This window comes from Streptomyces sp. SCSIO 30461 (assembly GCF_037023745.1).
Lineage (GTDB): Bacteria > Actinomycetota > Actinomycetes > Streptomycetales > Streptomycetaceae > Streptomyces.
Genome location: NZ_CP146101.1, coordinates 6,491,483 through 6,514,262, shown reverse-complemented (window position 1 = coordinate 6,514,262; position 22,780 = coordinate 6,491,483). Strand labels below are relative to the sequence as shown.

Below are 22,780 nucleotides of genomic sequence, written 5' to 3'. Positions count from 1 at the left end.
CTGATGGCGTCCGTGACGCGTTCGCCGCCGGTCGCCCTTGCTCGGGGTGTACCCCACGGCCGTACACTGGCCGGGGGGCCCTTGGCACTCCACCGTGTTGAGTGCCAGATCACACCGACCGAACCGCCTATGAACCGCAGCTGGAGGTGCGCACGATGCTCAGCGAACGCAGGCTCGAGGTGCTGCGTGCCATCGTCCAGGACTATGTCGGCACCGAGGAGCCGGTCGGTTCCAAGGCGCTCACCGAGCGTCACAAGCTGGGTGTGTCGCCCGCCACCGTGCGCAATGACATGGCCGTGCTGGAGGACGAGGGCTATATCGCCCAGCCGCACACCAGCGCCGGCCGGATCCCCACGGACAAGGGCTACCGCCTGTTCGTGGACAAGCTCGCGGGCGTCAAGCCCCTGTCGTCCCCCGAAAGGCGGGCGATCCAGAACTTCCTTGACGGCGCCGTCGATCTCGACGACGTGGTGGCGCGCACGGTGCGGCTGCTGGCGCAGCTGACCCGGCAGGTCGCCGTCGTCCAGTACCCGTCCCTCACCCGTTCCACGGTGCGGCATGTGGAGCTGCTGGCCCTCGCCCCTGCCCGGCTGATGCTGGTGCTGATCACCGACACCGGGCGGGTCGAGCAGCGCCATGTGGACTGCCCGGCGCCGTTCTCCGAGACCTCGCTCGCCGATCTGCGGGCCCGGCTGAACAGCAGGGTTGTCGGCCGCCGTTTCACCGACGTGCCGCAGCTCGTGCAGGACCTCCCGGAATCCTTCGAACCGGAGGACCGCGGCGCGGTCTCGACGGTGCTCTCGACGCTGCTCGAAACCCTCGTGGAGGAGACCGAGGAGCGCCTGATGATCGGCGGCACCGCCAATCTGACCCGCTTCGGGCACGACTTCCCGCTCACCATCCGGCCCGTCCTGGAGGCGCTGGAGGAGCAGGTCGTGCTGCTCAAGCTGCTCGGTGAGGCGAAGGACTCCGCCATGACGGTCCGGATCGGGCATGAGATCGCCCACGAGGGACTCAACTCCACGTCCGTGGTCGCCGTCGGCTACGGTTCGGGCGACGAAGCCGTCGCAAAACTCGGCGTGGTCGGACCGACCCGCATGGATTACCCCGGAACGATGGGAGCGGTACGCGCAGTGGCACGTTACGTAGGACAGATCCTGGCGGAGTCGTAAATGGCCACGGACTACTACGCCGTACTCGGCGTGCGCCGCGACGCATCCCAGGACGAGATCAAGAAGGCCTTCCGGCGGCTGGCGCGGGAACTCCATCCGGATGTGAACCCGGACCCGAAGACGCAGGAGCGCTTCAAGGAGATCAACGCCGCCTACGAGGTGCTGTCGGACCCGCAGAAGAAGCAGGTCTACGACCTCGGCGGAGACCCCCTGTCCAGCTCGGGCGGTGGTGCCGGAGGCTTCGGCGCGGGCGGCTTCGGCAACTTCTCGGACATCATGGACGCCTTCTTCGGTACCGCGTCCCAGCGCGGTCCCCGCTCGCGCACCCGGCGCGGCCAGGACGCGATGATCCGGCTGGAGGTCGAGCTCAGCGAGTCGGCCTTCGGCACGACGAAGGACATCCAGGTCGACACCGCCGTCGTGTGCAACACCTGCACCGGCGAGGGCGCGGCCCCCGGCACCTCGGCGCAGACCTGTGACATGTGCCGTGGCCGCGGCGAGGTCTCGCAGGTCACCCGTTCCTTCCTCGGCCAGGTCATGACCTCTCGCCCGTGCCCGCAGTGCCAGGGCTTCGGCACCGTGGTGCCGACCCCGTGCCCGGAGTGCGCGGGCGACGGACGGGTGCGCTCGCGCCGCACGATGAAGGTCAAGATCCCGGCCGGTGTGGACAACGGCACGCGGATCCAGCTCGCGGGCGAAGGCGAGGTCGGCCCCGGCGGCGGCCCGGCCGGCGACCTGTACGTGGAGATTCACGAGCTGCCTCACGCGATGTTCCAGCGGCGCGGCGACGACCTGCACTGCACGGTGACCATCCCGATGACCGCAGGCGCCCTCGGCACCAAGGTGCCGCTGGAGACCCTGGACGGGATGGAGGAGGTCGACATCCGGCCCGGCACCCAGTCAGGGCAGTCGATCCCGCTGCACGGCCGTGGTGTGACGCATCTGCGCGGCGGCGGACGCGGTGACCTCATCGTCCATGTCGAGGTGCAGACCCCGTCGAAGCTGGACCCGGAGCAGGAGAGGCTGCTGCGAGAGCTGGCGAAGCTGCGCGGTGAGGAGCGGCCGATGGGTCAGTTCCAGCCGGGCCAGCAGGGGTTGTTCTCCCGGCTGAAGGACGCGTTCAACGGCCGCTGACGCCGCCGGCTGGGGGTCCTCGCAGTCGAGGGCCCCCTGCTGCACGGGCGCTGGATCCGGCAGGATTCGGCCGGAGCACCGGGACATGGCACCATGCGGGCATGTCCTCCGTGCCGTCCGCGCTTTCTGTGCCGACTGAGCCGTATGCACTGTCCGGTCTCTGCCGCTATCCGATCGTGCAGGCCCCCATGGCGGGCGGCGCTTCGGGTCCTGAGCTCGCGGCAGCCGTGTCCGAGGCCGGTGGGCTGGGTTTCCTCGCCGCCGGTTACAAGACGGCGGACGGCATGTACCAGGAGATCAAGCAGCTGCGCGCGCTCACCAGGCAGCCCTTCGGGGTCAATGTGTTCATACCGCACCCGGCGCACGCCGATCCGGCCGCCGTCGATGTCTACCAGCAGCAACTCGCGGGCGAGAAGGCCTGGTACGAGACACCCCTCGGCGACCCGGACTCCGGACGGGACGACGGCTACGAGGCCAAGTTGGCGATCCTGCGCGACGACCCGGTGCCCCTGGTGTCCTTCACCTTCGGCTGCCCAGGCAAGGCGATCGTCGCGGCGCTCAGACGCGCCGGGACCCGCACCGTCGTCACGGTGACCTCGGTCGACGAGGCGCAGGCCGCACGGCTCGCAGGGGCCGACGCACTCTGCGCGCAGGGCATCGAAGCCGGCGGCCACCGGGCCACGCATCGCGACGATCCCGCACTCGACGGTTCCGGCACCGGACTGCTCACACTGATCGCGCGGCTCCGCGAGACCGTGCCGATGCCGCTGATCGCGGCCGGCGGGCTGATGCGCGGCAGCCAGATCGCCGCGGTGCTGGCGGCGGGAGCCGAAGCCGCCCAGCTCGGTACCGCGTTCCTGGTCTGCCCGGAGTCCGGTGCGCACCCGCTGCACAAGGAGGCCATGACCAGTCCGGTGTTCACCAGGACCGCGCTGACCCGTGCCTTCACGGGCCGACCCGCGCGGGCGCTGGTGAACCGGTTCGTCAGCGAGCACGGAGCGTACGCCCCCGCCGCCTACCCCGAGGTGCACCACATCACCGCCGGCCTTCGCAAGGCCGCGGCGAAGGCGGGTGACCCGCAGGGCATGGCCCTCTGGGCCGGCCAGGGCCACCGGCTGGCCCGTGAACTGCCCGCCGCCCGACTCACCGAGTTGCTCGCCGCCGAAACGGCCGCCGCGAGCGCCTCCCTTACCCTGAGGAACCCCTCATGACCGCTCCCGTGTTCCTCGTGGACCAGGTGTACGCAGGCACCGTCACCGTCGACGGCCCCGAGGGCCGCCACGCTGTGTCCGTACGCCGCCTTCGCGTCGGCGAGGAGGTCGTACTCACCGACGGCCGGGGTAGCGGCGGATACGGCACCGTCACCGCCGTCGAGGGCAAGGACCGGCTGGAGGTCGCCATCACGGAGGTGCGCACGGAGGTGGCTCCCGTGCCGCGCATCACCGTCGTCCAGGCCCTGCCCAAGGGCGATCGCGGCGAACTCGCCGTCGAGACCATGACGGAGACCGGTGTGGACGCCGTCGTGCCGTGGGCGGCGGCTCGCTGCATCACCCAGTGGAAGGGCGAGCGCGGCGCCAAGGCCCTCGCCAAGTGGCGCGCCACGGCGCGCGAGGCGGGCAAGCAGTCCCGGCGCCTGCTGTTCCCCGAGGTCACGGAGACCGCGACGACCCGTCAGGTGGCGGCGCTGCTCGCCGGAGCGGACTTCGCTGCCGTGCTCCACGAGGAGGGCGCCGAGCCGCTCGCCACGGCCGAACTCCCCGTGAGCGGGGACATCGTGCTGGTCGTCGGGCCCGAAGGAGGTGTATCCCCGCAGGAGCTGGCGGTTTTCGCGGAAGCGGGCGCGAAGCCCTACCGCCTCGGCCGCAGCGTGCTGCGCACGTCGACGGCGGGCACGGCCGCGTCCGCCTTGCTACTGGGGCGCACCGGCCGCTGGTCCTGACCCGGCGGACGCTGCGGACGGGTCGGTCCCGACGGACGTGTCGCCGTTCCGGTCGGGTGCGCCGTCGGTCCCGACGGGTGCACGAGCATGTCGTAGATCGCCCACCCGTCGACCTCGGCCGGGGCATCGACCCCGGCCGCCAGCGCCGCGTCCAGGAACCGCCGCACCACTCCCGGCTCATTGAGGTTCAGCGCCTCGCCCTTGCTGCGCGCGACCAGTCCGTCGTGCCAGTAGGCACCGGACACGATCAGCTGCGGCCCTTCCTCGAACACCATACGCAGCCGGGACCCCGTCCCCTCACGGGACAGCGACAGTATCTGGCGGCAGACCCCGTCGGGTTGCTCGAGAGGCCCTGGTCCTGTCCCGGGCGACGGGGCGAGCGCGGCGGATGGGCGGGGGAACCCCATCCGCCGCTCCGGGGATAGCATGCGCACATACTGATCACCGGAGTCGGGAAGGGGCCGGGCCATGGCGGGAGAACCGCAAGCCGACTGCCTGTTCTGCAAGATCGTCGCGGGGGACGTGCCCGCCACCGTCGTCCGTGAGACGGAGACGACCGTCGCCTTCCGCGACATCAACCCCCAGGCGCCCACCCATGTGCTGGTGATCCCCCGGGCGCACTACCCGGACGCCGGCACCCTGGCCGCCGCCCAGCCCGCCGTCGCCGCCGACATACTGCGGGAGGCGGCCCAGGTCGCTGCCGACGAGAAGGTCGACACGACCGGATTCCGTGTCGTCTTCAACACCGGCTCCGGCGCCGGGCAGACCGTTTTCCACGCGCACGCGCACGTACTGGGCGGCCGTGGACTCAACTGGCCTCCCGGCTAGCCGGCGAGACGCGGAGCCACCCGTGTCCGTACGCGAACTGGTCGTCCTCGGCACTGCCAGCCAGGTCCCCACCCGGCACCGCAACCACAACGGCTATCTGCTCCGCTGGGACGGCGAAGGCATCCTCTTCGACCCGGGTGAGGGCACGCAGCGGCAGATGCTGCGCGCCGGGGTCGCCGCGCACGACATCAACCGGATCTGCGTCACACACTTCCACGGCGACCACTCACTCGGCCTCGCCGGAGTGATCCAGCGCGTCAACCTGGACCAGGTCCCGCACCCGGTCACCGCGCACTATCCGGCAAGCGGGCAGCGCTTCTTCGAACGGCTCAGGTACGCCACCGCCTACCGCGAGACCGTCCGCATCGAGGAGCACCCGGTCGCCCACGGCGGGGTGCTCGCCACCACGCCCTCGTACACGCTCGAAGCGCGCGAGCTCTCCCATCCCGTGGAGTCCTTCGGCTACCGCCTCACAGAGCCGGACGGCCGCCGGATGCTCCCCGAAAGGCTGGCCGCGCACGGCATCAAGGGCCCCGACGTGGGCCGCATCCAGCGTGAGGGCGCCCTGGGCGGGGTCACCCTCGAAGACGTGAGCGAGATACGCAGGGGACAGCGTTTCGCCTTCGTCATGGACACCCGTCTCTGCGAGGGGGTCTACGAACTCGCCGACGGCTGCGACATGCTCGTCATCGAGTCCACCTTCCTCGACGATGACATCCGACTCGCCACCGACCACGGCCACCTCACCGCGGGGCAGGCCGCAGCCGTGGCACGTGACGCAGGCGTACGGCACCTCGTGCTGACGCACTTCTCCCAGCGCTACAGCGACCCCTGGGAGTTCGAGCGGCAGGCCCGCGCGGCGGGCTTCGACGGCGAACTCTCCGTGGCCCAGGACCTTGTCCGCCTACCCCTGCCCAAACGCGCACCCTGAGCGAGCACCGATGCCTCCACTGCCCAAGGCTGAACTGCACCTCCACATCGAGGGCACCCTCGAACCCGAACTCGCCTTCGACCTCGCCGCACGAAACGGGGTCGCGCTCCCCTACACCGGGACCGAAGACCTCCGCAAGGCGTATCTCTTCACCGACCTCCAGTCCTTCTTCGACCTCTACTACGAGCTGATGGCGGTGCTGCGCACCGCCGAGGACTTCACCGAACTCGCCGACGCCTATCTCGCGCGGGCGGCGGCGCAGGGCGTACGGCACGCGGAGATCTTCTTCGACCCGCAGGCGCACACCGCCCGCGGGGTCCCCATCGGGACGGTGGTCGAGGGGCTCGCCCACGCTCTGGACCGCGCGGACGAGCGGCACGGCGTCTCCACCCAGCTGATCATGTGCTTCCTGCGCGACCGGTCCGCCGACTCCGCGATGGCCACGCTCGACGCCGCCAAGCCGTATCTCCACCACATCAGCGGGGTCGGCCTGGACTCGGCGGAGGCCGGCAATCCGCCCGCCAAGTTCCGCGAGGTCTACGCGGCCGCCGAGTCCCTGGGGCTCCGCAAGGTCGCCCATGCCGGTGCGGAGGGCCCGCCCGCGTACATCCGGGAAGCCCTCGACATCCTGGGCGTCGAGCGCGTCGACCACGGTCTGCGCGCGATGGAGGACCCGGAGCTGGTGCAGCGGCTGGTACGGGAGCGGGTGCCGCTGACCGTGTGCCCGCTGTCGAACGTGCGGCTGCGTGCCGTGGACACCCTGGAGGACCATCCGTTGCGCGCGATGATGGACGCCGGGTTGCTGGTGACCGTCAACTCCGACGACCCGGCGTACTTCGGCGGCTATGTCGGGGACACCTTCCACGCGGTGCGCGAGGCGCTCGGCCTGGACCGGGAGCAGATGAGGCAGCTCGCGCGGAACTCGTTCGAGGCATCCTTCCTGGACCACGACGAGCCACGGCGCAGACGGTATCTGGACGCGGTGGACACATACGAGTTCGGCGGTTCCTGAGAAGGCGACGTACCCGATCGTCTTGCTGTGCCGGGTGCTGAAGGTCGCCCGCTCCTCCTGCCACGCCTGGCGCGAGAGCGAGGCGGCCCGCTGTGCCCGGCGGGCCGCCGCCGGGTGTGCACGGTCAGAGATGCCGCGGTGGTCCGAGCAGCGGAGTGCGGACCGGGGCGGCGAGCCCGACGAAGACCACGATCTCGTAGCCACCGGGATTGGTCTGCAATGGGATGGTGCGCCAGTTGTTGACCAGCCAGACGTTTCCGGAGGGGTCGATCTGGACGGCGGTGTTCCGCTCCAGCCCGTCGCTGGTGTAGCCGGTGTCTGCCGGCGAGATCGGATCGCCCGTACGGAGACCGGGCGGGCAGGCGGACACGCGGGCGCCGCACAGGTTGGCCAGGCGATGACCGCCGAAGTTCGCCACCCAGACCGTGTCGTCGCCGTCGACGGCGATCCCCCAGGGCAGGAACAGGCCGTCGTTGACGAACGGTTCGGCGGGTGTGGACCCGTCGGGACGGATCAGGGTGACCGAGGCGTCGACGTGGCGCGTGACGATGTCCTCGACCGCCTCGGCGACCATGGCGGGGGTGGTGCCCTCGCAGGGAGCGACCAACGCTCCGCCGTTGGCCACCCACACGTTGCCCAGCGTGTCGGAGGCGATGCCCATGGGCCGCTTGATGCCGCCGCCGGTGATCGAGCGCAGCGGCTCGCCCCACGGAGAGAGCAGTGTCACGTTGTCGCTCCCGTTCCCGGTCACCCAGGCACGCCCCCGGGTGTCGACCGTGACACCGAAGGGCTTGACGAGACTTTCACCGCCCGGCGCGATGTTCCGGGCCCGGACGGCGTCCCCGCGCGGAATCCTGGTCACGCTTCTGCCACCGCAGTTGGCGATCCAGATGTTCCCCTCCCGGTCCGACACGGTCCCCTGAGGCTGGACGATGTCGCCGAAGCGCCAGCCCTGGGGCGGCGAGATGGGCCGGCCCATGGCTGTGAACTGCGAGACGCTGCGGTAGAGGAGGCTGGCGTCGATAGGGCAACCAGTGCCCTGGAAGCCGAAGTTGGCTGCCCATACCCGACCCTTGGGGTCGATGGCGGTGCCGAAACCCACCCCGTACAGCCCGCCGCCCCGGTACGGGGCACCGGGGACGTCCTGGCCCGTCGGAGTGAGCCGGGACAGGATGCGGGAGCCGCAGACGGACTGCAGGGGATCCGCGTTGAACCTGTAGTTGTTGCCGATCCAGGCCGTGCCTTCCGCGTCGAGCGCGACGGACCCCGGACCGTCCAGCTCGTGACCGTTACCCACGTAGCGCAGTGCGATGGTCCAGGCGTCGGGCGCCTCGGCCAGCCGGGGCCGGTATGTGTCCCGGCCCTCTCCCAGGGCGAACAGCTCGGCGGGGTGGTTGCCGGGGAGCCGGGCGATGTCCGCGACTGCCTGGAAGGTCTCCCTAGGCGCTGGTGCCCCAGGGCGCGTGGCCAGGGCGAAGAGGCTCTCGCAGGTCTGTCCCGCGGTGCAGCCGGACAGAATGTCGGCCAGCGTGTTGAAGGCACGCAGGCTGGAGGTCTGGTCACCGTTCGGGGCGGTGGCGAGCACCTCGGCCGCCGCCCCGTCGCTGATGTCCGCGAGGTTGTGCGAGACGGCCGCCGCGTTCTGAAGCCCGGGACGGCGGCCCGCCATCTCACCACCCCGGGTGAACTGCGCCATCGCGAACCCCGCCGCGACCGTGGTGCGCTCGTTGAGTACGACCTTGCCGTGGCGATGCCCGGTGCCGATCACCGCGACCAGTCGGACCGGCCGCACACGGTGCCCGGTCCGGCTGCGCGGGTGACCGGTGGGGCCCGAGTCCGCGGTCAGGTACAGCACGGCGTCCGGACTGTCCGGGGCACGGTATGACAGGGTGAAGCGGCCATGGGCGTCGCTGCGGGTGCGGGCCAGCGGGCGGGCGCCGGCCCCGGGGCGGTCCCCGGCCTGGAGCAGCGTCACCTCGGCGGCGATGGGCCGGTCTCCGCTGCGCACCACCCCCTGCTGCTTCAGCACCCCGTGCCAGGCCGGTGAACCGCCGGTTGTCTCCGATGGGACGGCGGCCCCGGCTGCGAGGCCGGCCAGAGCGACGGTGAGCAGAGCGGCTCTACGAAGACGCACGGCATTGCCTTCCGGGGCGAGTACATGCGGCTGCCGGGCTCTCTGCGGTCGGTTCGCAGTGACCTGGCGACACCGCTCACGGTGTAGGAGGAGGGGTACCCGTCCGAGGCAGGCGTCACAGCACACGACGTCATCGCTACCCGTTCAGGCGACCGGACGGGGCCAGACGGCGTCGGGGCCGTCCTGACGTCCGAAGAAGCCGGTCCGTCGTCGCCCTCGACCGACTCGAAGCCCTCGTCAGCAACCGGCGCAAGCGCCTGCAGTACCGCCCCGACACCCTCGACGGCTTCGTAGCCGGTACCGGCCTGACCCTCGACGAGCCAGCATCACCTTGATGAGCCGAGGTCAGTAATGCCGTCGTGGGGCATCGCGGCGGCGATGTCGGCGAGGGAGACCCCGCACTGTGGGTGAATCAGTTCGCCAGCGATGTCGGCGAGTGGGACGGCCACGTGCGCGAAGCGGAGGACGTCCGGATGCGGCACATGCCAGGGCTTCGCGCCGTAGGTGGCGACTCGGTCTCCGTCGAGGAGAATGTCGAGGTCCAAGCTCCGCGACTGCCAACCGTCGTAGCAGGGCTCCGGCCGGGTTCGCCCGCACCGGCGCTCGAGCGACTCCAGCAGGGACTTCAGCCGGGCCAGGTCTCCGCCCGCGTAGTCCACACGCAGGGCGAGATTGAGGAAGTCCGGAGCGCCGGCGATGCCCACCGGCCGGGTGCGGTACACCGGGGAGGTCGCCTGGACTAGACCGTGCTTGCCGAGCCACGCCAGAGCCCAGCTGATATTGGACTCCGGGGACAGGTTGGAGCCGATGCCGAGGTAGATGCCGTCGTGTGACATGGGGTCTCCTGTGGTGCCGATACTGTCGATCTCTCAGGCTGGCACGGCGTGGTCGCGGGGTGCGGGGGCAAGCGGCTGGAGCGCGGGCTCGGCCTGTTGCCCGGCCGCCGCCCGCGGGTAGTCGGCTGCTCGCCGTTCGATGCGAACCCCCACCGTGCGGGCGAAGCGAAGGGCCCCTGGCTTGTGAACCGTGACCTGAACGTGGGGGGTTCCGTGTGCCACCAGGCAGCGGGCTATGGCATCCGCTAGAGCCTCGACGGTGTGGAAACTCGACTTCTCCACGAGGGCGATCACGGCCTTCACCGCTGTCCGGTAGTTCCACGCGTGCTCGATCGCGTCACTGGTCGCAGCAGGACGTGTGTCGGCGGCGATCCTCAGGCCGATGACGACGTCCGACCGGTCGCGCCGCTCCTCTGCCCGTACGCCTATGACACAGCGCAGCAGCAGATCGTCGATCTCGATGGTGTCCATGCCTTCGGGCCACTCACACATCGTTCTTCCCTTCTCGGAAGTGGTAGGTCTCAAGGTGGTGTGTTGTATGCCGTCCTGTGCTTGGCGGCTCATGCGCCGACTGCCCGTGCATACGACCAGGGACGCGGGATCCGAGCGATCAGGAGGAGCGTGCTCGCCGCCATGATCAGCCCCAGCGTCGTGAAGGCCGTCGAGTATCCTGCCTGGAGCGCCTGCGTCTGGGAGACGTCGTGGCTCGTACTCACCGTCGTGTAGGCCGCCAGGCTGCTCAGTGGCGCGAGGCCGATGACCCCGCCGAAGGCTCTGGCGGTACTCGTGAGGCCGCTCACCAAACCGGCTTCCTGGGGCGTGGCCCACGCCGTCGCGGCCTGTGTCAGGTGGACGACCGCCAAGCCCATCCCACAACCGACCAGCAGGGACGGCACCAGAGCCTCTTGCGCGAACGTCCCTTCTCCCGTGAGCCGACCCAGCCACAGTAGACCCGCCCCCAGTGCCGTCTGCCCCAGGACCGCAGCCATTTTGGGGCCTACCAGACGGGCTAGCCGCGCAGCCAGCACCGATCCCAACGCGGCCGCGACCGTCAGCGGGAGCTGCCACAAGGCGGCGGTCTGGGGGGTGTCGCCGAGGACCCGCTGCTGGTACTGGGCCAGGAAGAAGAACGTCGCCGTGCCCGTCATCCCCATCACGGCGACGGCCAGCTGGGAGAGGCCCACGGAAGCCTTTGCGATGGCCCGTACCGGCACCAGCGGATAGCGCCTGCGTCGTTCAGCCGCGGCAAGCAGTGCCAGGAGTACCAGACCAGCTCCCACGGACGCCAGTGCGGCCGGCCTGGTCCAGCCCGTACGCCCCGCCTCAGCGGAGCCGAAGGCGACCGCGACCAGGCCGGCCGAAAGCGCGATGGCAGCCCTCATATCCTGCCGAGACAGGCCTGGAGCGGTCCGGACGTCGGCGGGGAGCATGCGAGCGCAGGCCACGGCAAGGAGTACGGCCAAGGCGGCCGCCGTGAAGAAGACACTCTGCCAGCCCGTGCTCCCGGTGAGCAGCCCGCCCAGGAGCGTCCCGGCTCCGCCTCCGGCTGCGGCTGCGGCACCCCAAAGCCCAAGCGGCTTGCCCCGCTCGCCAGGGGGAGCCAGCAGCAGGAACAGGGAGAGCAGTGCCGGTTCCACCAGAGCAACCCCGACGCCTTGCAGCGCCCGTGCGCCGATGAGGGGCCCCACGCTGTCCGACAGAGCGGCGAGCACGGACGCGGCGGCGAACACGCAGAGCCCCACCAGCATCAGCCGGCGGCGTCCTACGAGGTCCGTCGCGCGACCGGCCGGCAGCAGCAGCGCCGCGATCGCCAGTACATATGCGCTGACGACCCAGGACAGTTGTACGGGCGACAGTCGCAGATCCTCACCGATGGCGGGCGAGGTGACGTTGATCACCGACGCGCTGAGCATCAGAAGGAACTGCACCGAGGCCAGCGCCGCAAGCTGGCTGCGTGACTGCACCGCGCCATGCCAGGCCCGTGCACTGCCGACTTCCGCAGTCGGCTCTCCCACGCACGTGCGGTTGCTGGAAGCAGGCTGGCGCCACATGTGGACCCTCTCCCTAGTGCCGCGTCAGTCAAGGTTTGCCCGTCAAGGAACGGCGCTCGGTGCGGCGCATCGCAAGGCGCCGGATCGGCCTCGTAGTGGATCTACTCGGTCGATTCGGCAACGCCGCGAGGTGTCGTGCCGGGCGTCGCGACGGGGCAAACCTTGGCTGACGCGGCACTGGCGTGGTGCTTCTTCAGCCGGACAAGACCGCGACGGCGTCGTGGCTGTGGATGCTCTCCAGGTTCCTCACCGATACGCGGTGGGAAAGGCCACGGAGGCGACAGGCTGTGGAGACATCACGCACCATGTCCTCGACGAAGGCCGGGTTGTCGTAGGCCTGCATCGTCAGTACCCGCTCGTCCGGGCGCTTGACCAACGGGACGACCGGGGCGGAAGCGCAGGACGTGGCCAGGTCGACCAGAGCACGGATCGGGAGCGCATACGCAGCATCGCCCTCTCCCGTCACAGTCAGCGTGACCTCGCTGCGCTGGTTGTGGGCACCGTAGTCAGAGATGGTTTTCGAGCAGGGGCACAGACTGGTGACGACGCACATGACCGAGGTGTCCATGCAGATCCTGCCGTCGTGCCATTGCATTGCGAACGTCACTCGGTGCACGGCCTGTGAGGTGATGCCGCTGGCGGGTGCACGGACCTCGGTTGCCACGTCCATTGCCACGTCCATGTAGAGCGCCGGAGCGTCGAGCGAATCCGCACCTTCCTTCAGGGCGGAGCCGACCGCCCTCGGGTCGAAGTGACTCAGTACGTCGCGTACGAGGGCAACCATGCGGCTCATGTGTGTGCCCCGCTGATCGTGGGGGAGCCGTACGGTGACCGCGGCCTCGGCGATTCCGTGCTGGCGCACGTCGCCGTCGTCGAACAACACCGGGTACTTCACATTGCTGATGCCCACCCGGTCGATCTCGATTCCACGTCCGTCTCGCTCGTTCTGGACGTCGTGCAGTGCGGGAGCCTCCCCCGCAGTGTGCGGGAGGCCTGTTCCCTCGGTGTGGAAAAGCATCCGCGTATTCCTTTCGTCACTCTGTCGAGAGGGGCGCCGCCCTGTGAGTGCCCGGTTGCTCTCGCGTGCTCACACCACCACCGTCGCTCGGCCCGCCCGTCTCTTTCGACAACCGATCGAAGTGCCGACCAGGGGAAACCGCTGTCCCCTGGTCGGAGGGTCCCTACGGTCGTCAACGGTGGATCTTCGAACAGGAAGTGACACCTGATGACAGAGGTGACCGTGACGACATCGCGGCCTGCCACGACTACGACGGCTCTGCGGTCGGGCTTTGGACGTATACGGCCGCCTCTAATGGTGACTTCAACGCTCCGGTGCAGTCGTGGAAGCACGACACGTGGGGAGACTGGCGCCGCACTCACCTCTGTGCAGGGGATTCCGGCGGCGACCGTGACGATGAGGCTTTCCGGTTCGACCACCCCGTCGTCCGCGACATCTTCCACAGCTACGCGCGGCCAGTCGACCTGGCCTCACATGTGAGCCCGGGACCTCCCCTCCAGGTCCCGGGCTCCGTTCCAGCGCTCCCCGAGCCTCGACGGATCAGGAGGCGAGGACCTTGGACGACCTGTCCCGGACGAGCAGGCGGCGCCTGGCCTCCACCGGTGCCGGGATCTCGGTGACCGGCTGGTCGTGCGCGCCGATCGCAAGGAGATGGGTGCCCGCTGGGGCGCCGGCGCGGCGGCGGATGAGCGGTCGTGCGGCGGGGGCGCTGTTCCGGCTTCCCCGGGCACGTGGGCCGGAGAGCCGAAAGGGGGCGCGGGCGCCGAAGAGGCGAACGCGCGCGGGTCGCGAGGCACGGGCGGCCGAGCACGAGGGAACGTCGGCGCCCGCGGGAAGCGTCCTGGTGGAGACGGCCTCGCCGACGGCGGACGGCGTGAACCTGGCCCTGAGCGGCAGGGGGCGGCCGGAGGTGTGCAGGGCCACGGCCGACATCGGGACCGCCACCAGTAGCAGCACCGCGCACAGCACCAGGCCCATCACCGGGTATCCGGCCCGTTCCGACAGCAGGCTGCCGGTCATCGGGCCGCAGGCCACGCCCAGCGACGACGCGGCGCCCACCAGGACCGCCCACCGGCCGCGCGGGTCGAGCGAGGCGGCGAGGCCGAGCAGATAGGAGAGGACCACCGGGTAGAAGAAATTCCACAGCACCTCGCCGGTGGCGAAGCCCAGCAGGCCCTTGGCCGACGAACTCACCACGACGCAGCCGCCGATCAGCGCCGTGCCGGCGCCGATCGGTATCGCCCGGCCTAGCCGGGAGCCGACCGCACCGGCGCCGATGACGCCCACCAGGCCCGCGCCCAGGGCCACCGCGAAGACGGCGCCCGCGGTGACCTCGCTCAGCCCGGCCTGGGTGGTGCCGATCCTGCCGCTGACGCCCCACAGGGCGTTCTGGGCCATGGACCAGAAGAGCATCGCGCCGGCGAGCACCAGGCCGGAGCGGCGGCGCGGCAGCAGGGTCCGCGAGCTGAAGGGGACCGTGGTGGCGTCCTCCGGCGCCGCCGCGGTCCCGGCCCCCGGCAGCCGTCCGGTCGCCGGCCACACCAGCACCGCCACCAGGGCCAGCGCGGCGAACGGCAGCGCATGGCCGCCGCCGAGCCGCGGAATCGTGAGATAGAGAGCCCCCGCGGTCGCCGAAACGGACAGCAGCCCGAGTGAGGAGACACGGTGCGGATCGCGCTGTGCGGCGATGCCCGCTGCGGCCACCGCAGTCGCCGTTCCCGAGCCGAGGCCGCCGATGGCAGCACCCGCGATCACCAGCGGGACATACGAGGTGAGAGCGGCGGCGCCGAAGCCGCCGAAGGCCAGCAGCAGCCCCAGCCGGGCCGGCCGCCGCTGCCCGTGGCGGTCGACGCGGGACGCCAGCACGAATCCGGCGACGGCCGAATGGAGCAGCAGCGTCGATCCCACGAGACCGGCCTCGGCAGGACTGAGGCCGAGGCCGGAGGACAGGCGTCCGACGACGGTCGGAAGGAGGTACGAGGCGAGGTAGCCGGCGTTGAACACGGCGACCAGGGGCCACGCGGCGCGCGGGCGCGAAGACATGGGCGTTCCCGGAACAGGGCAGGGCGAAGCAAGGGGTCAAAGAAGGGGGAGGCGCCCGGTGTTGCACAGGAACGTGGGGCAGCGGGGCAATTTGTATCAAGTGCGCCGGGGCTCGGAGAAGGTGCGATGGTGTGAAGCGGGACACATTTGGTTTGTGCGGGAATCTCTGGGGTAGACGAGCGCTCCGGTCGCCCCGTCTGGGGCCTTGATCGGGCACACTGGGCAGAATCCCGCAGATCCCCCGCACTCGGCCGTACCGCCGTGCACCGCACCACCGGGAGGCGCCGTGATCACGCCCGACGGAGACCTGCAGCATCTGCAACACGCCACCGCCGCGCTCCCGTTGGAGGAGCAGGTCGACCCGCTGCGACACCTGCGCGCGGACGACGATCCCGGCTGCGATGTGTTCCTGACCGGCACGGTCTTCCTGGACATCATCTTCACCGGCCTGGACAGTGCCCCCGTCCGGGGCACCGAGTCCTGGGCCCGGGGCATGGGGTCGAGTCCCGGCGGCGTCGCCAACATGGCCACCGCACTCGCCCGTCTCGGGCTGCGTACCTCGCTCGCGGCGGCCTTCGGCGACGACCACTACGGCGACTACTGCTGGGACGCGCTCGAACAGGGTGAGGGCATCGACCTGTCGATGTCACGCACCATCCCCGGCTGGCACTCCCCGGTCACCGTCTCCATGGCATACGAGGGTGAGCGGACGATGATCTCGCACGGCCACGAGGCACCGTCGTGCGGCGACGGCGACGGCGACGGCAGCGGCAGCGGCGATGACGGTGCGGACGGGGCGGATGGCGTGCCCCCTGGCCAGGGGTTTCCGCCCGCCCACTCGGTGCCACCACGGGCGCGAGCCGCCGTCGCCTCCCTTGTGCCGGGCCGCCCGGAGGGCTGGATCGCCGATGCCGCCGCCCGTGGCGCCCGGATCTTCGCCGACGTCGGCTGGGACGAGACCGGCCGCTGGGAGCTGTCGGCACTCCCAGGTCTCGACCGGTGCGAGGCGTTCCTGCCCAACGCCGAGGAGGCGATGCGCTACACCCGCACCGACTGCCCGCGTGCCGCGGCCCGCGCGCTCGCCGACAAGGTGCCGGTCGCCGTGGTCACCCTCGGTGCCGACGGTGCCGTGGCCGTCGACGGGGGCTCGGGGGAGACCGCGGAGGTCCCGGCGATCGAGGTCGAGGCGCTGGACCCGACGGGCGCGGGCGATGTCTTCGTGGCCGGGTTCGTCACCGGCACCCTGGCCGGCTGGCCGCTCGCCGACCGGCTGGCCTTCGCCGGATTGACCGCCGCGCTGTCGGTCCAGGAGTTCGGCGGGTCACTGTCCGCACCCGGCTGGTCCGAGCTCGCCGCCTGGTGGCAACGTGTACAGGGCTGGGTGGGGCAGGCCCCGGAGGCGCTGACTCGCTACGCCTTCCTCGGCAGGCAGCTCGACCGGCTGCTGCCCCGAGCCTCCCGCCCCTGGCCACGGGCGCGGGCGGTGCCCACGATCGGCTTCCGCCGTTCGCCGTGAGGTTCCCGCTGCTCTCGGCTTGATCCGTACGAAAGGGTCCGAGGTCCGCGCGTTCCCCGTGGGGCCCGGGTGAAAAACGCTTCGGCAGTGTCAGCGCGGGGTCGTACGCTTGTATCCGAGAGGTTGTCGAGCAGCGAGAACCCTGCACCGGGAGGTATGCGCAGGCCACAGAGCCGGCCCATGACTCAGACACCCACAACCCAGAGCACCCCCCGGCGGCCCGAGCGCCCCGAGGGGAATCCTGCGGGGCAGGCACGAGCCCAGTTCACCGTCCCTGCGAAGCATCCGATGGTGACGGTTCTCGGTTCGGGTGACGCCCTGCTGCGCGTGATCGAGAGGGCCTTCCCGGGGGCCGACATCCATGTCCGGGGGAACGAAGTCAGTGCGGTGGGTGACGAGCGTGAAGTCGCTCTGATCCAGCGCCTGTTCGACGAGATGATGCTGGTGCTCCGCACCGGGCAGCCGATGACGGAGGACGCGGTGGAACGCTCGATCGCCATGCTCAGGGCGAGCGAGAACGGTGATGGACCGGATGAGACCCCGGCCGAGGTGCTCACACAGAACATCCTTTCCAGCCGCGGGCGCACCATCCGCCCCAAGACCCTCAACCAGAAGCGCTATGTCGACGCCATCGACAAGCACACCGTCGTCTTCGGTATCGGTCCTGCGGGCACCGGCAAGACCTATCTGGCCATGGCCAAGGCGGTCCAGGCGCTCCAATCCAAGCAGGTCAACCGGATCATCCTGACCCGGCCCGCGGTGGAGGCGGGGGAGCGGCTCGGCTTCCTGCCCGGCACGCTCTACGAGAAGATCGACCCGTATCTGCGCCCGCTGTACGACGCGCTGCACGACATGATCGACCCCGACTCCATCCCGCGCCTGATGGCCGCGGGCACGATCGAGGTCGCGCCCCTGGCTTATATGCGCGGCCGGACGCTCAATGACGCCTTCATCATCCTGGACGAGGCCCAGAACACGAGCCCCGAGCAGATGAAGATGTTCCTGACCCGTCTGGGCTTCGATTCGAAGATCGTCATCACCGGTGACATCACCCAGGTCGACCTGCCCGGCGGGACCAAGAGCGGTCTGCGCCAGGTCCGGGAGATCCTGGACGGGGTCCCCGATGTGCACTTCTCCATGCTGACGTCGCAGGATGTCGTCCGGCACAAGCTCGTCGGCCGTATCGTCGACGCGTACGAGCGGTACGACAGCCGTGACGGGGCCCAGCACGCCCCGCATGGCAAGAGCGCCGCTCACGGCACCAGCGGCTCCCACGGGAAGTGAACCGATCAGCACCATGTCGATCGACGTCAACAACGAGTCCGGCACAGAGGTCGACGAAGCGGCGATCCTCGACATCGCCCGCTACGCCTTGGCACGGATGCGTATCCACCCGCTCTCCGAACTCTCGGTGATCGTCGTGGACGCCGAGGCCATGGAGCAGCTCCACATCCAGTGGATGGACCTGCCGGGGCCGACGGATGTCATGTCGTTCCCGATGGACGAGCTGCGTCCGCCGGCGAAGGACTCCGACGAGCCCCCGCAGGGGCTGCTCGGCGACATCGTGCTCTGCCCGGAGGTCGCCCTGAAGCAGGGCGAGGAAGCTCCGACGCAGCACTCCATGGACGAGGAGCTCCAGCTCCTCACCGTCCACGGAGTGCTGCATCTCCTCGGCTACGACCACGAGGAGCCGGACGAGCGCGCCGAGATGTTCGGCCTGCAGGCGGCGATCGTCGACGGCTGGCGTGCGGAGAAGGGCCTGACGGGCCCCTCCCCGGCACCGACCGTCTCATGAGACCGAGCCACAACGGCGGCGCCGCTCGCACGAGCGGCGCCGTTCGCCGTGTCCACCACGTCAGCGCTCACCGCGTACACGCACATCGACCGGACGGGTCCATCTCATGAGTGCCCAGCTGATCGCAGGAGCGATCCTTCTCGTCGTCGTCGCCTGGCTCGCCGCCTGCGCCGAGGCGGGCATCGCCAGGGTCTCCGCCTTCCGCGCAGCCGAGGCGCGGCGCGCGGGCCGACGCGGTGCCGACAAGCTGGTCCAGGTGGCGTCCGACCCCACCCGCTATCTCAACGTCGCGCTGCTGGTGCGGGTGGCCTGCGAGATGGCGGCGGGGGCTCTGGTCACCTATGCCTGCCTCCAGGAGTTCCCCGAGACCTGGGAGGCGCTGGCCGTTGCCATCGGCGTCATGGTGCTCGTCTCCTATGTCGCCGTCGGCGTCTCGCCACGGACCATCGGCCGCCAGCACCCGCTGAACACGGCGACCGCCGCCGCGTACGTGCTGCTGCCGCTGGCTCGCGTCATGGGCCCGATCCCGCAGCTGCTGATCCTCATCGGTAACGCCCTCACTCCCGGCAAGGGCTTCCGCAAGGGCCCGTTCGCGAGCGAGGCGGAACTGCGCGCCATGGTGGACCTCGCCGAGCAGGAGTCGCTGATCGAGGCCGAGGAGCGCAGGATGGTGCACTCCGTCTTCGAGCTCGGCGACACACTGGTGCGCGAGGTCATGGTCCCGCGCACCGACCTGATCTGCATCGAGCGCTACAAGACCATCCGCCAGGCACTGACCCTGGCACTGCGTTCGGGCTTCTCCCGGATCCCGGTGACCGGTGAGAACGAGGACGACATCGTCGGGATCGTCTATCTCAAGGACCTGGTCCGCAAGACGCACATCAACCGCGACTCCGAGGCAGAGCTGGTCTCCACGGCGATGCGGCCCGCGGCCTTCGTGCCCGACACCAAGAACGCCGGTGATCTGCTGCGCGAGATGCAGCAGGAGCGCAACCACGTGGCCGTCGTGATCGACGAGTACGGCGGCACGGCGGGGATCGTCACCATCGAGGACATCCTGGAGGAGATCGTCGGCGAGATCACCGACGAGTACGACCGTGAACTGCCGCCCGTCGAGAAGCTCGGGGACTCCCGTTACCGGGTGACGGCCCGGCTCGACATCGGTGACCTCGGCGAGCTGTTCGGGTTCGACGAGTTCGACGACGAGGACGTGGAGACCGTCGGCGGCCTGCTGGCCAAGTCCCTCGGGCGGGTCCCGATCGCCGGGGCGACCGCGCTGGTGGAGCTTCCGGACCGGCGCGTCCTGCGGCTGACGGCCGAGTCGCCCGCCGGGCGGCGCAACAGGATCGTCACCGTGCTGGTGGAGCCGTCGGAACCGGCGGAGCCGGTGGCCGGAGACGGCGCATGACCGACCGGATGACCGCGGAGCGGCTTCGGGCCTTCTGCCTGGAGCAGAACGCGGCGGTGGAGGACTTCCCCTTCACGCCTGACGTCTCCGTCTTCAAGGTGGCCGGGAAGATGTTCGCCCTCAGCGACCTCGGGTCCACCCCGCTCAAGGTGTCGCTGAAGTGCGACCCGGACGACGCGGTGCGACTGCGTGCCGAGTATCCGGCGATCGTGCCCGGCCGGCATCTGAACAAGCGGCACTGGAACACGGTCACCGTGTCGGAGCTCCCGGCCCGCATGGTCCGGGAGCTCGTCGAGGACTCGTACGACCTGGTCGTGGCCGGTCTTCCGAAAGCCGAGCGGCTCCGGCTCGACCGGCCCTGAACGGGCGGTCGTCACCGCCTTCGTTCGCGCAGGCCCACCGCCGTCAGCAGGGCTGCCGCCACCACGATCGCGGCGTCGATCGCCAGTACGGCCCGTCTCCCCGCAGGTGCTGGACTCGGTGGGCCGGGTGCTGCGGCTGAGTGGTGCGGAGCGCCGGCGTCTGTATGTGCCGGCGTGCCCCAACCCGCCGCCCCCACAGGTCGATCCGGCCGAGCGACACGCCAACTGCGAGGGGATGCGGTGGCTGATCGATACCTGGATGCCCTACCCCGGTGGAGGCGGCGCGGGGGCGAGTGACGAGTTCGCCGAGCTGTGGGAGCGGCACGACCGCCCCCGGTGGGCAGGTGCGCAAGGAGATGGAGCACCCGCTGGCGGGCCCGCTGTTCCTGGAGACCACCCAGCTGAAGGTGCCGGCGAGGCCCGATCTGACGATCGTGCTGCACACGCCGCTCGCCGAGGGGGACACGGCGGCGAGGCTGGAGTGGCCGGAGTCCCCGAGGGCCGCAGGGGCGCGATGTTCCCCCTCACGGGCTGACCGCGTCTCATGGGCTGAGCGCGCCTCGCGGGGAGCCGCATGCCGGGTGCCTGCCCCGCGCGGCGGGCAGGCGGGCCACGTGGTGTCCCCCCGGCTCACCGCGCGGGCTGCGGTACGCGTCGCCCGGACAGGACCTACGCCGGCAGCGTGGCCCGGATCGTGCCGTCGGGCCCCGCCAGATGCACCGGGGTGCCAGGGCCGCCCAGCTCGCGGACGGCGGCGAGGTCGGCGTCGGGGAGCACGGTCGAGTCGGCCACGACCGCCGCCGCCTCCAGGGACTTCGCGCCGCTCGCCACCGCCATCGCCACCGCGGTCCGGAGCGCGCTGAGCCGTAGGGACTCAAGGGCCACGGTGCCCGCGACATATGTGCGACCGGTCTCGTCGCGGACTGCCGCGCCCTCGGGGACGCCGTTGCGGGCGCGGGCGCTGCGCGCCAGTGTGACGATCTTGCGGTCCTCGGGGTCCAGTGCCTCGGGTGCGGTGCTCTCAGTCATGCGCCGAGCATAAGCGCCGGCGCATCGCCCGCCCTTGCGCTCCGTCCGGGACAGCCCTTGGGGCGCGGAGTCCATGCCTCCGCTGTGAGCTGCGGAAACGGGGATCTTGACAGTATCTGATGGGTCATCAGACGGTGCATTTCGCTTCCATTGACTTCTTTTCGCTGCAACCGGTCAATGGCGGCCACCGATTGAAGTGCGCTGAAGTGAAAGGGGGAAGCCCATGGCATCCCTTCGCTCCTCCACCCGAAGACGCCGCTGGGCAGCCACTCTCGGAGTGACCGCCCTCGCCGTGTCCGGGGCCACCGTCCTCGCGCCCGGCGCGCAGGCGCAGGCCCAGGCCGCGATGGCGGCGGTCTCCTTCCCGACCCACTGCGTACCGCCGCCGATCGCGGGCATCCCGCCGATCGACGGCACCACGACCGCCGAGATCACCGTCGACAACGCGACGCCCAAGGTCGGCGACACGGTCACCGTCACCTACAAGGTGACCAGCCCGGCCGCGGGGAACCCGGTCGACATCGCGCTCCCGGCCGACATCATGACGCCGACCGGAAAGGCCACCCTCGGCGGTGCCCAGACCGGCAGCATCAACGTCACAGGACCCAAGTCGAATCCGCCGGTGGCCGGGAAGGCGCCGTTCCCGCCGTTCTCGATGACCGGTACGTTCACGGTCACCGCGGCCGGATCGATCACCCTCTCGCCCGGTGACTACAACATCCACACCAGCTACATCATGGAGCTGGACACCCCCTGCACGGTGACGAACCCGCCGGCGCCCGTGTCGCTGACGATCGTCGCCGGCCCGCAGACCGTCCCCAACGACCGTGCCATCCAGCTCGGCACCGCGTCCGGTAATCCGGGCGACGCGGTCACCGTCACCGGCAGCAAGTTCACGCCGGGCGCGACCGTGACCCTGGCGGGGCGTTCCGGGGCGGCCGAGACCGCCGACAAGACGACGGTCACCGCCGACTCCAACGGGTCGTTCTCCGGGCAGCTGACGGTGAGCACGCTCGGCACCACGGGCATCGTCGCGTACGAGGGCGGCGCCTGGGACTCCAGCAAGGGCGCGGGCCCGGCCGCGTACACCGTCATCGACAACACACCGATCCCCGCGAACTCGCAGAAGATCGGCGCCTCGGTGGCGGCCGGAACCCTGTCGATGACACAGGCCGGCGACAGCGTCCAGCTCACCTCGGTCGACTACGGCCAGGGCGGCAACGCCACCGGTGATCTGAACGCGGTGACGGTCAAGGACTTCCGCGGCGGCCCCGCGGGCTGGTCCCTGACCGGCAAGGTCACCGACTTCACCGGTCCCGCCGGCACCATCGGTGCGGGCCGGCTCTCCTGGACGCCGTCCTGCACCACCAAGTCCGGCAGCCCGAGCACCTGTGTCCCGGGTTCCGGAGGTGCCGTCGGCCTGGCCGGCGCGACGCTGGCGTCCACACCCAACGGCGCTGCCACCGGCGGTGAGTTCACCGCGGGCGCGAAGCTGTCGCTGAACGTCCCGGCGTTCACCGCACCGGGCGACTACTCCGGAGTGCTCACGCTCACCCTCTCCTGATCACCAGG

General features: G+C 70.5%; 21 protein-coding genes and 1 pseudogene. 14 read left to right on the top strand and 8 right to left on the bottom strand.

The genetic code is table 11. The features are described 5' to 3' along the window. The first annotated feature begins 155 nt into the window (after positions 1 to 155). The 4 genes from hrcA (at position 156) to V1460_RS29305 (ending at position 4,245) form a co-directional block, all read left to right on the top strand. A complete protein-coding gene (gene hrcA, locus V1460_RS29320; RefSeq protein WP_338678255.1) occupies positions 156 to 1,172 on the top strand; it encodes a heat-inducible transcriptional repressor HrcA in 1,017 nt (338 codons plus the stop codon). Then, positions 1,173 to 2,306: a molecular chaperone DnaJ gene (gene dnaJ / locus V1460_RS29315; RefSeq protein ID WP_338676611.1), complete on the top strand. Its 1,134-nt coding sequence runs from the start codon at positions 1,173 to 1,175 to the stop codon at positions 2,304 to 2,306. It abuts the gene before it with no gap. A gap of 101 nt (positions 2,307 to 2,407) precedes the next feature. Further along, positions 2,408 to 3,517: a nitronate monooxygenase gene (locus V1460_RS29310; protein WP_338676610.1), complete on the top strand. Its 1,110-nt coding sequence runs from the start codon at positions 2,408 to 2,410 to the stop codon at positions 3,515 to 3,517. After that, positions 3,514 to 4,245, top strand: coding sequence for a 16S rRNA (uracil(1498)-N(3))-methyltransferase (locus V1460_RS29305; RefSeq protein WP_338676609.1), 732 nt, complete (start codon positions 3,514 to 3,516; stop codon positions 4,243 to 4,245). The genes V1460_RS29310 and V1460_RS29305 overlap by 4 nt, the downstream gene beginning before the upstream one ends. Here the strand turns inward: V1460_RS29305 and V1460_RS29300 are convergent. Then, positions 4,155 to 4,520 carry a hypothetical protein gene (locus tag V1460_RS29300; RefSeq protein ID WP_338676608.1) on the bottom strand — a complete coding sequence of 122 codons (366 nt, stop codon included), beginning with the start codon at positions 4,518 to 4,520 and terminating at the stop codon, positions 4,155 to 4,157. The two genes, V1460_RS29305 and V1460_RS29300, sit on opposite strands and share 91 nt — an antisense overlap. Before the next feature lie 193 nt (positions 4,521 to 4,713). On the opposite strand from V1460_RS29300, the gene V1460_RS29295 reads away from it, so the two are divergent. The 3 genes from V1460_RS29295 to V1460_RS29285 are packed head-to-tail and all read left to right on the top strand — an operon-like array spanning position 4,714 to position 7,016. After that, positions 4,714 to 5,073, top strand: a complete 360-nt coding sequence (locus V1460_RS29295; protein WP_338676607.1) for a histidine triad nucleotide-binding protein — start codon at positions 4,714 to 4,716, stop codon at positions 5,071 to 5,073. 22 nt (positions 5,074 to 5,095) lie between these two features. Continuing rightward, complete coding sequence (locus tag V1460_RS29290; RefSeq protein ID WP_338676606.1) at positions 5,096 to 6,004, top strand: ribonuclease Z; 909 nt, start codon at positions 5,096 to 5,098, stop codon at positions 6,002 to 6,004. A gap of 10 nt (positions 6,005 to 6,014) precedes the next feature. Further along, positions 6,015 to 7,016, top strand: coding sequence for an adenosine deaminase (locus V1460_RS29285; RefSeq protein WP_338676605.1), 1,002 nt, complete (start codon positions 6,015 to 6,017; stop codon positions 7,014 to 7,016). Between the two features lie 124 nt (positions 7,017 to 7,140). On the opposite strand, the gene V1460_RS29280 is transcribed toward V1460_RS29285, so the two are convergent. From V1460_RS29280 to V1460_RS29255, 6 genes are all read right to left on the bottom strand, one after another. Then, complete coding sequence (locus V1460_RS29280) at positions 7,141 to 9,150, bottom strand: hypothetical protein (RefSeq protein WP_338676604.1); 2,010 nt, start codon at positions 9,148 to 9,150, stop codon at positions 7,141 to 7,143. Positions 9,151 to 9,476: 326 nt separating this feature from the next. After that, a complete protein-coding gene (gene folK / locus V1460_RS29275) occupies positions 9,477 to 9,986 on the bottom strand; it encodes a 2-amino-4-hydroxy-6-hydroxymethyldihydropteridine diphosphokinase (RefSeq protein WP_338676603.1) in 510 nt (169 codons plus the stop codon). A gap of 33 nt (positions 9,987 to 10,019) precedes the next feature. Further along, a complete protein-coding gene (locus V1460_RS29270; RefSeq protein WP_338676602.1) occupies positions 10,020 to 10,478 on the bottom strand; it encodes a dihydroneopterin aldolase in 459 nt (152 codons plus the stop codon). Between the two features lie 68 nt (positions 10,479 to 10,546). Beyond that, complete coding sequence (locus tag V1460_RS29265; RefSeq protein ID WP_338676601.1) at positions 10,547 to 11,950, bottom strand: MFS transporter; 1,404 nt, start codon at positions 11,948 to 11,950, stop codon at positions 10,547 to 10,549. 280 nt (positions 11,951 to 12,230) lie between these two features. Continuing rightward, entirely contained in the window at positions 12,231 to 13,055 is an 825-nt protein-coding gene (locus tag V1460_RS29260; protein WP_338676600.1) for a GTP cyclohydrolase, FolE2/MptA family, read from the bottom strand. Positions 13,056 to 13,595: 540 nt separating this feature from the next. Then, positions 13,596 to 15,098: an MFS transporter gene (locus V1460_RS29255; RefSeq protein WP_338676599.1), complete on the bottom strand. Its 1,503-nt coding sequence runs from the start codon at positions 15,096 to 15,098 to the stop codon at positions 13,596 to 13,598. A gap of 343 nt (positions 15,099 to 15,441) precedes the next feature. Between V1460_RS29255 and V1460_RS29250 the strand changes: the two genes are divergently transcribed. The 6 genes and pseudogenes from V1460_RS29250 to V1460_RS29225 all read left to right on the top strand — a co-directional run. Next, positions 15,442 to 16,614 (top strand): PfkB family carbohydrate kinase, encoded by a 1,173-nt coding sequence (locus V1460_RS29250; protein WP_338678254.1) that lies wholly within the window; start codon positions 15,442 to 15,444, stop codon positions 16,612 to 16,614. 180 nt (positions 16,615 to 16,794) lie between these two features. Further along, positions 16,795 to 17,898, top strand: coding sequence for a PhoH family protein (locus V1460_RS29245; protein ID WP_407077551.1), 1,104 nt, complete (start codon positions 16,795 to 16,797; stop codon positions 17,896 to 17,898). 13 nt (positions 17,899 to 17,911) lie between these two features. After that, a complete protein-coding gene (ybeY, locus tag V1460_RS29240) occupies positions 17,912 to 18,409 on the top strand; it encodes an rRNA maturation RNase YbeY (RefSeq protein WP_338676598.1) in 498 nt (165 codons plus the stop codon). Positions 18,410 to 18,515: 106 nt separating this feature from the next. Next, positions 18,516 to 19,817 carry a hemolysin family protein gene (locus V1460_RS29235; protein ID WP_338676597.1) on the top strand — a complete coding sequence of 434 codons (1,302 nt, stop codon included), beginning with the start codon at positions 18,516 to 18,518 and terminating at the stop codon, positions 19,815 to 19,817. A gap of 8 nt (positions 19,818 to 19,825) precedes the next feature. Then, positions 19,826 to 20,179 (top strand): MmcQ/YjbR family DNA-binding protein, encoded by a 354-nt coding sequence (locus V1460_RS29230; RefSeq protein ID WP_338678252.1) that lies wholly within the window; start codon positions 19,826 to 19,828, stop codon positions 20,177 to 20,179. 94 nt (positions 20,180 to 20,273) lie between these two features. Then, positions 20,274 to 20,714, top strand: a pseudogene (locus V1460_RS29225) (hypothetical protein); the annotation flags it as partial. 134 nt (positions 20,715 to 20,848) lie between these two features. On the opposite strand, the gene V1460_RS29220 reads toward V1460_RS29225, so the two are convergent. Further along, positions 20,849 to 21,208 carry a cytidine deaminase gene (locus V1460_RS29220; protein WP_338676596.1) on the bottom strand — a complete coding sequence of 120 codons (360 nt, stop codon included), beginning with the start codon at positions 21,206 to 21,208 and terminating at the stop codon, positions 20,849 to 20,851. Positions 21,209 to 21,431: 223 nt separating this feature from the next. On the opposite strand from V1460_RS29220, the gene V1460_RS29215 reads away from it, so the two are divergent. Continuing rightward, complete coding sequence (locus V1460_RS29215; protein ID WP_338676595.1) at positions 21,432 to 22,772, top strand: beta-xylosidase; 1,341 nt, start codon at positions 21,432 to 21,434, stop codon at positions 22,770 to 22,772. The last annotated feature ends 8 nt before the right edge of the window (positions 22,773 to 22,780 follow it).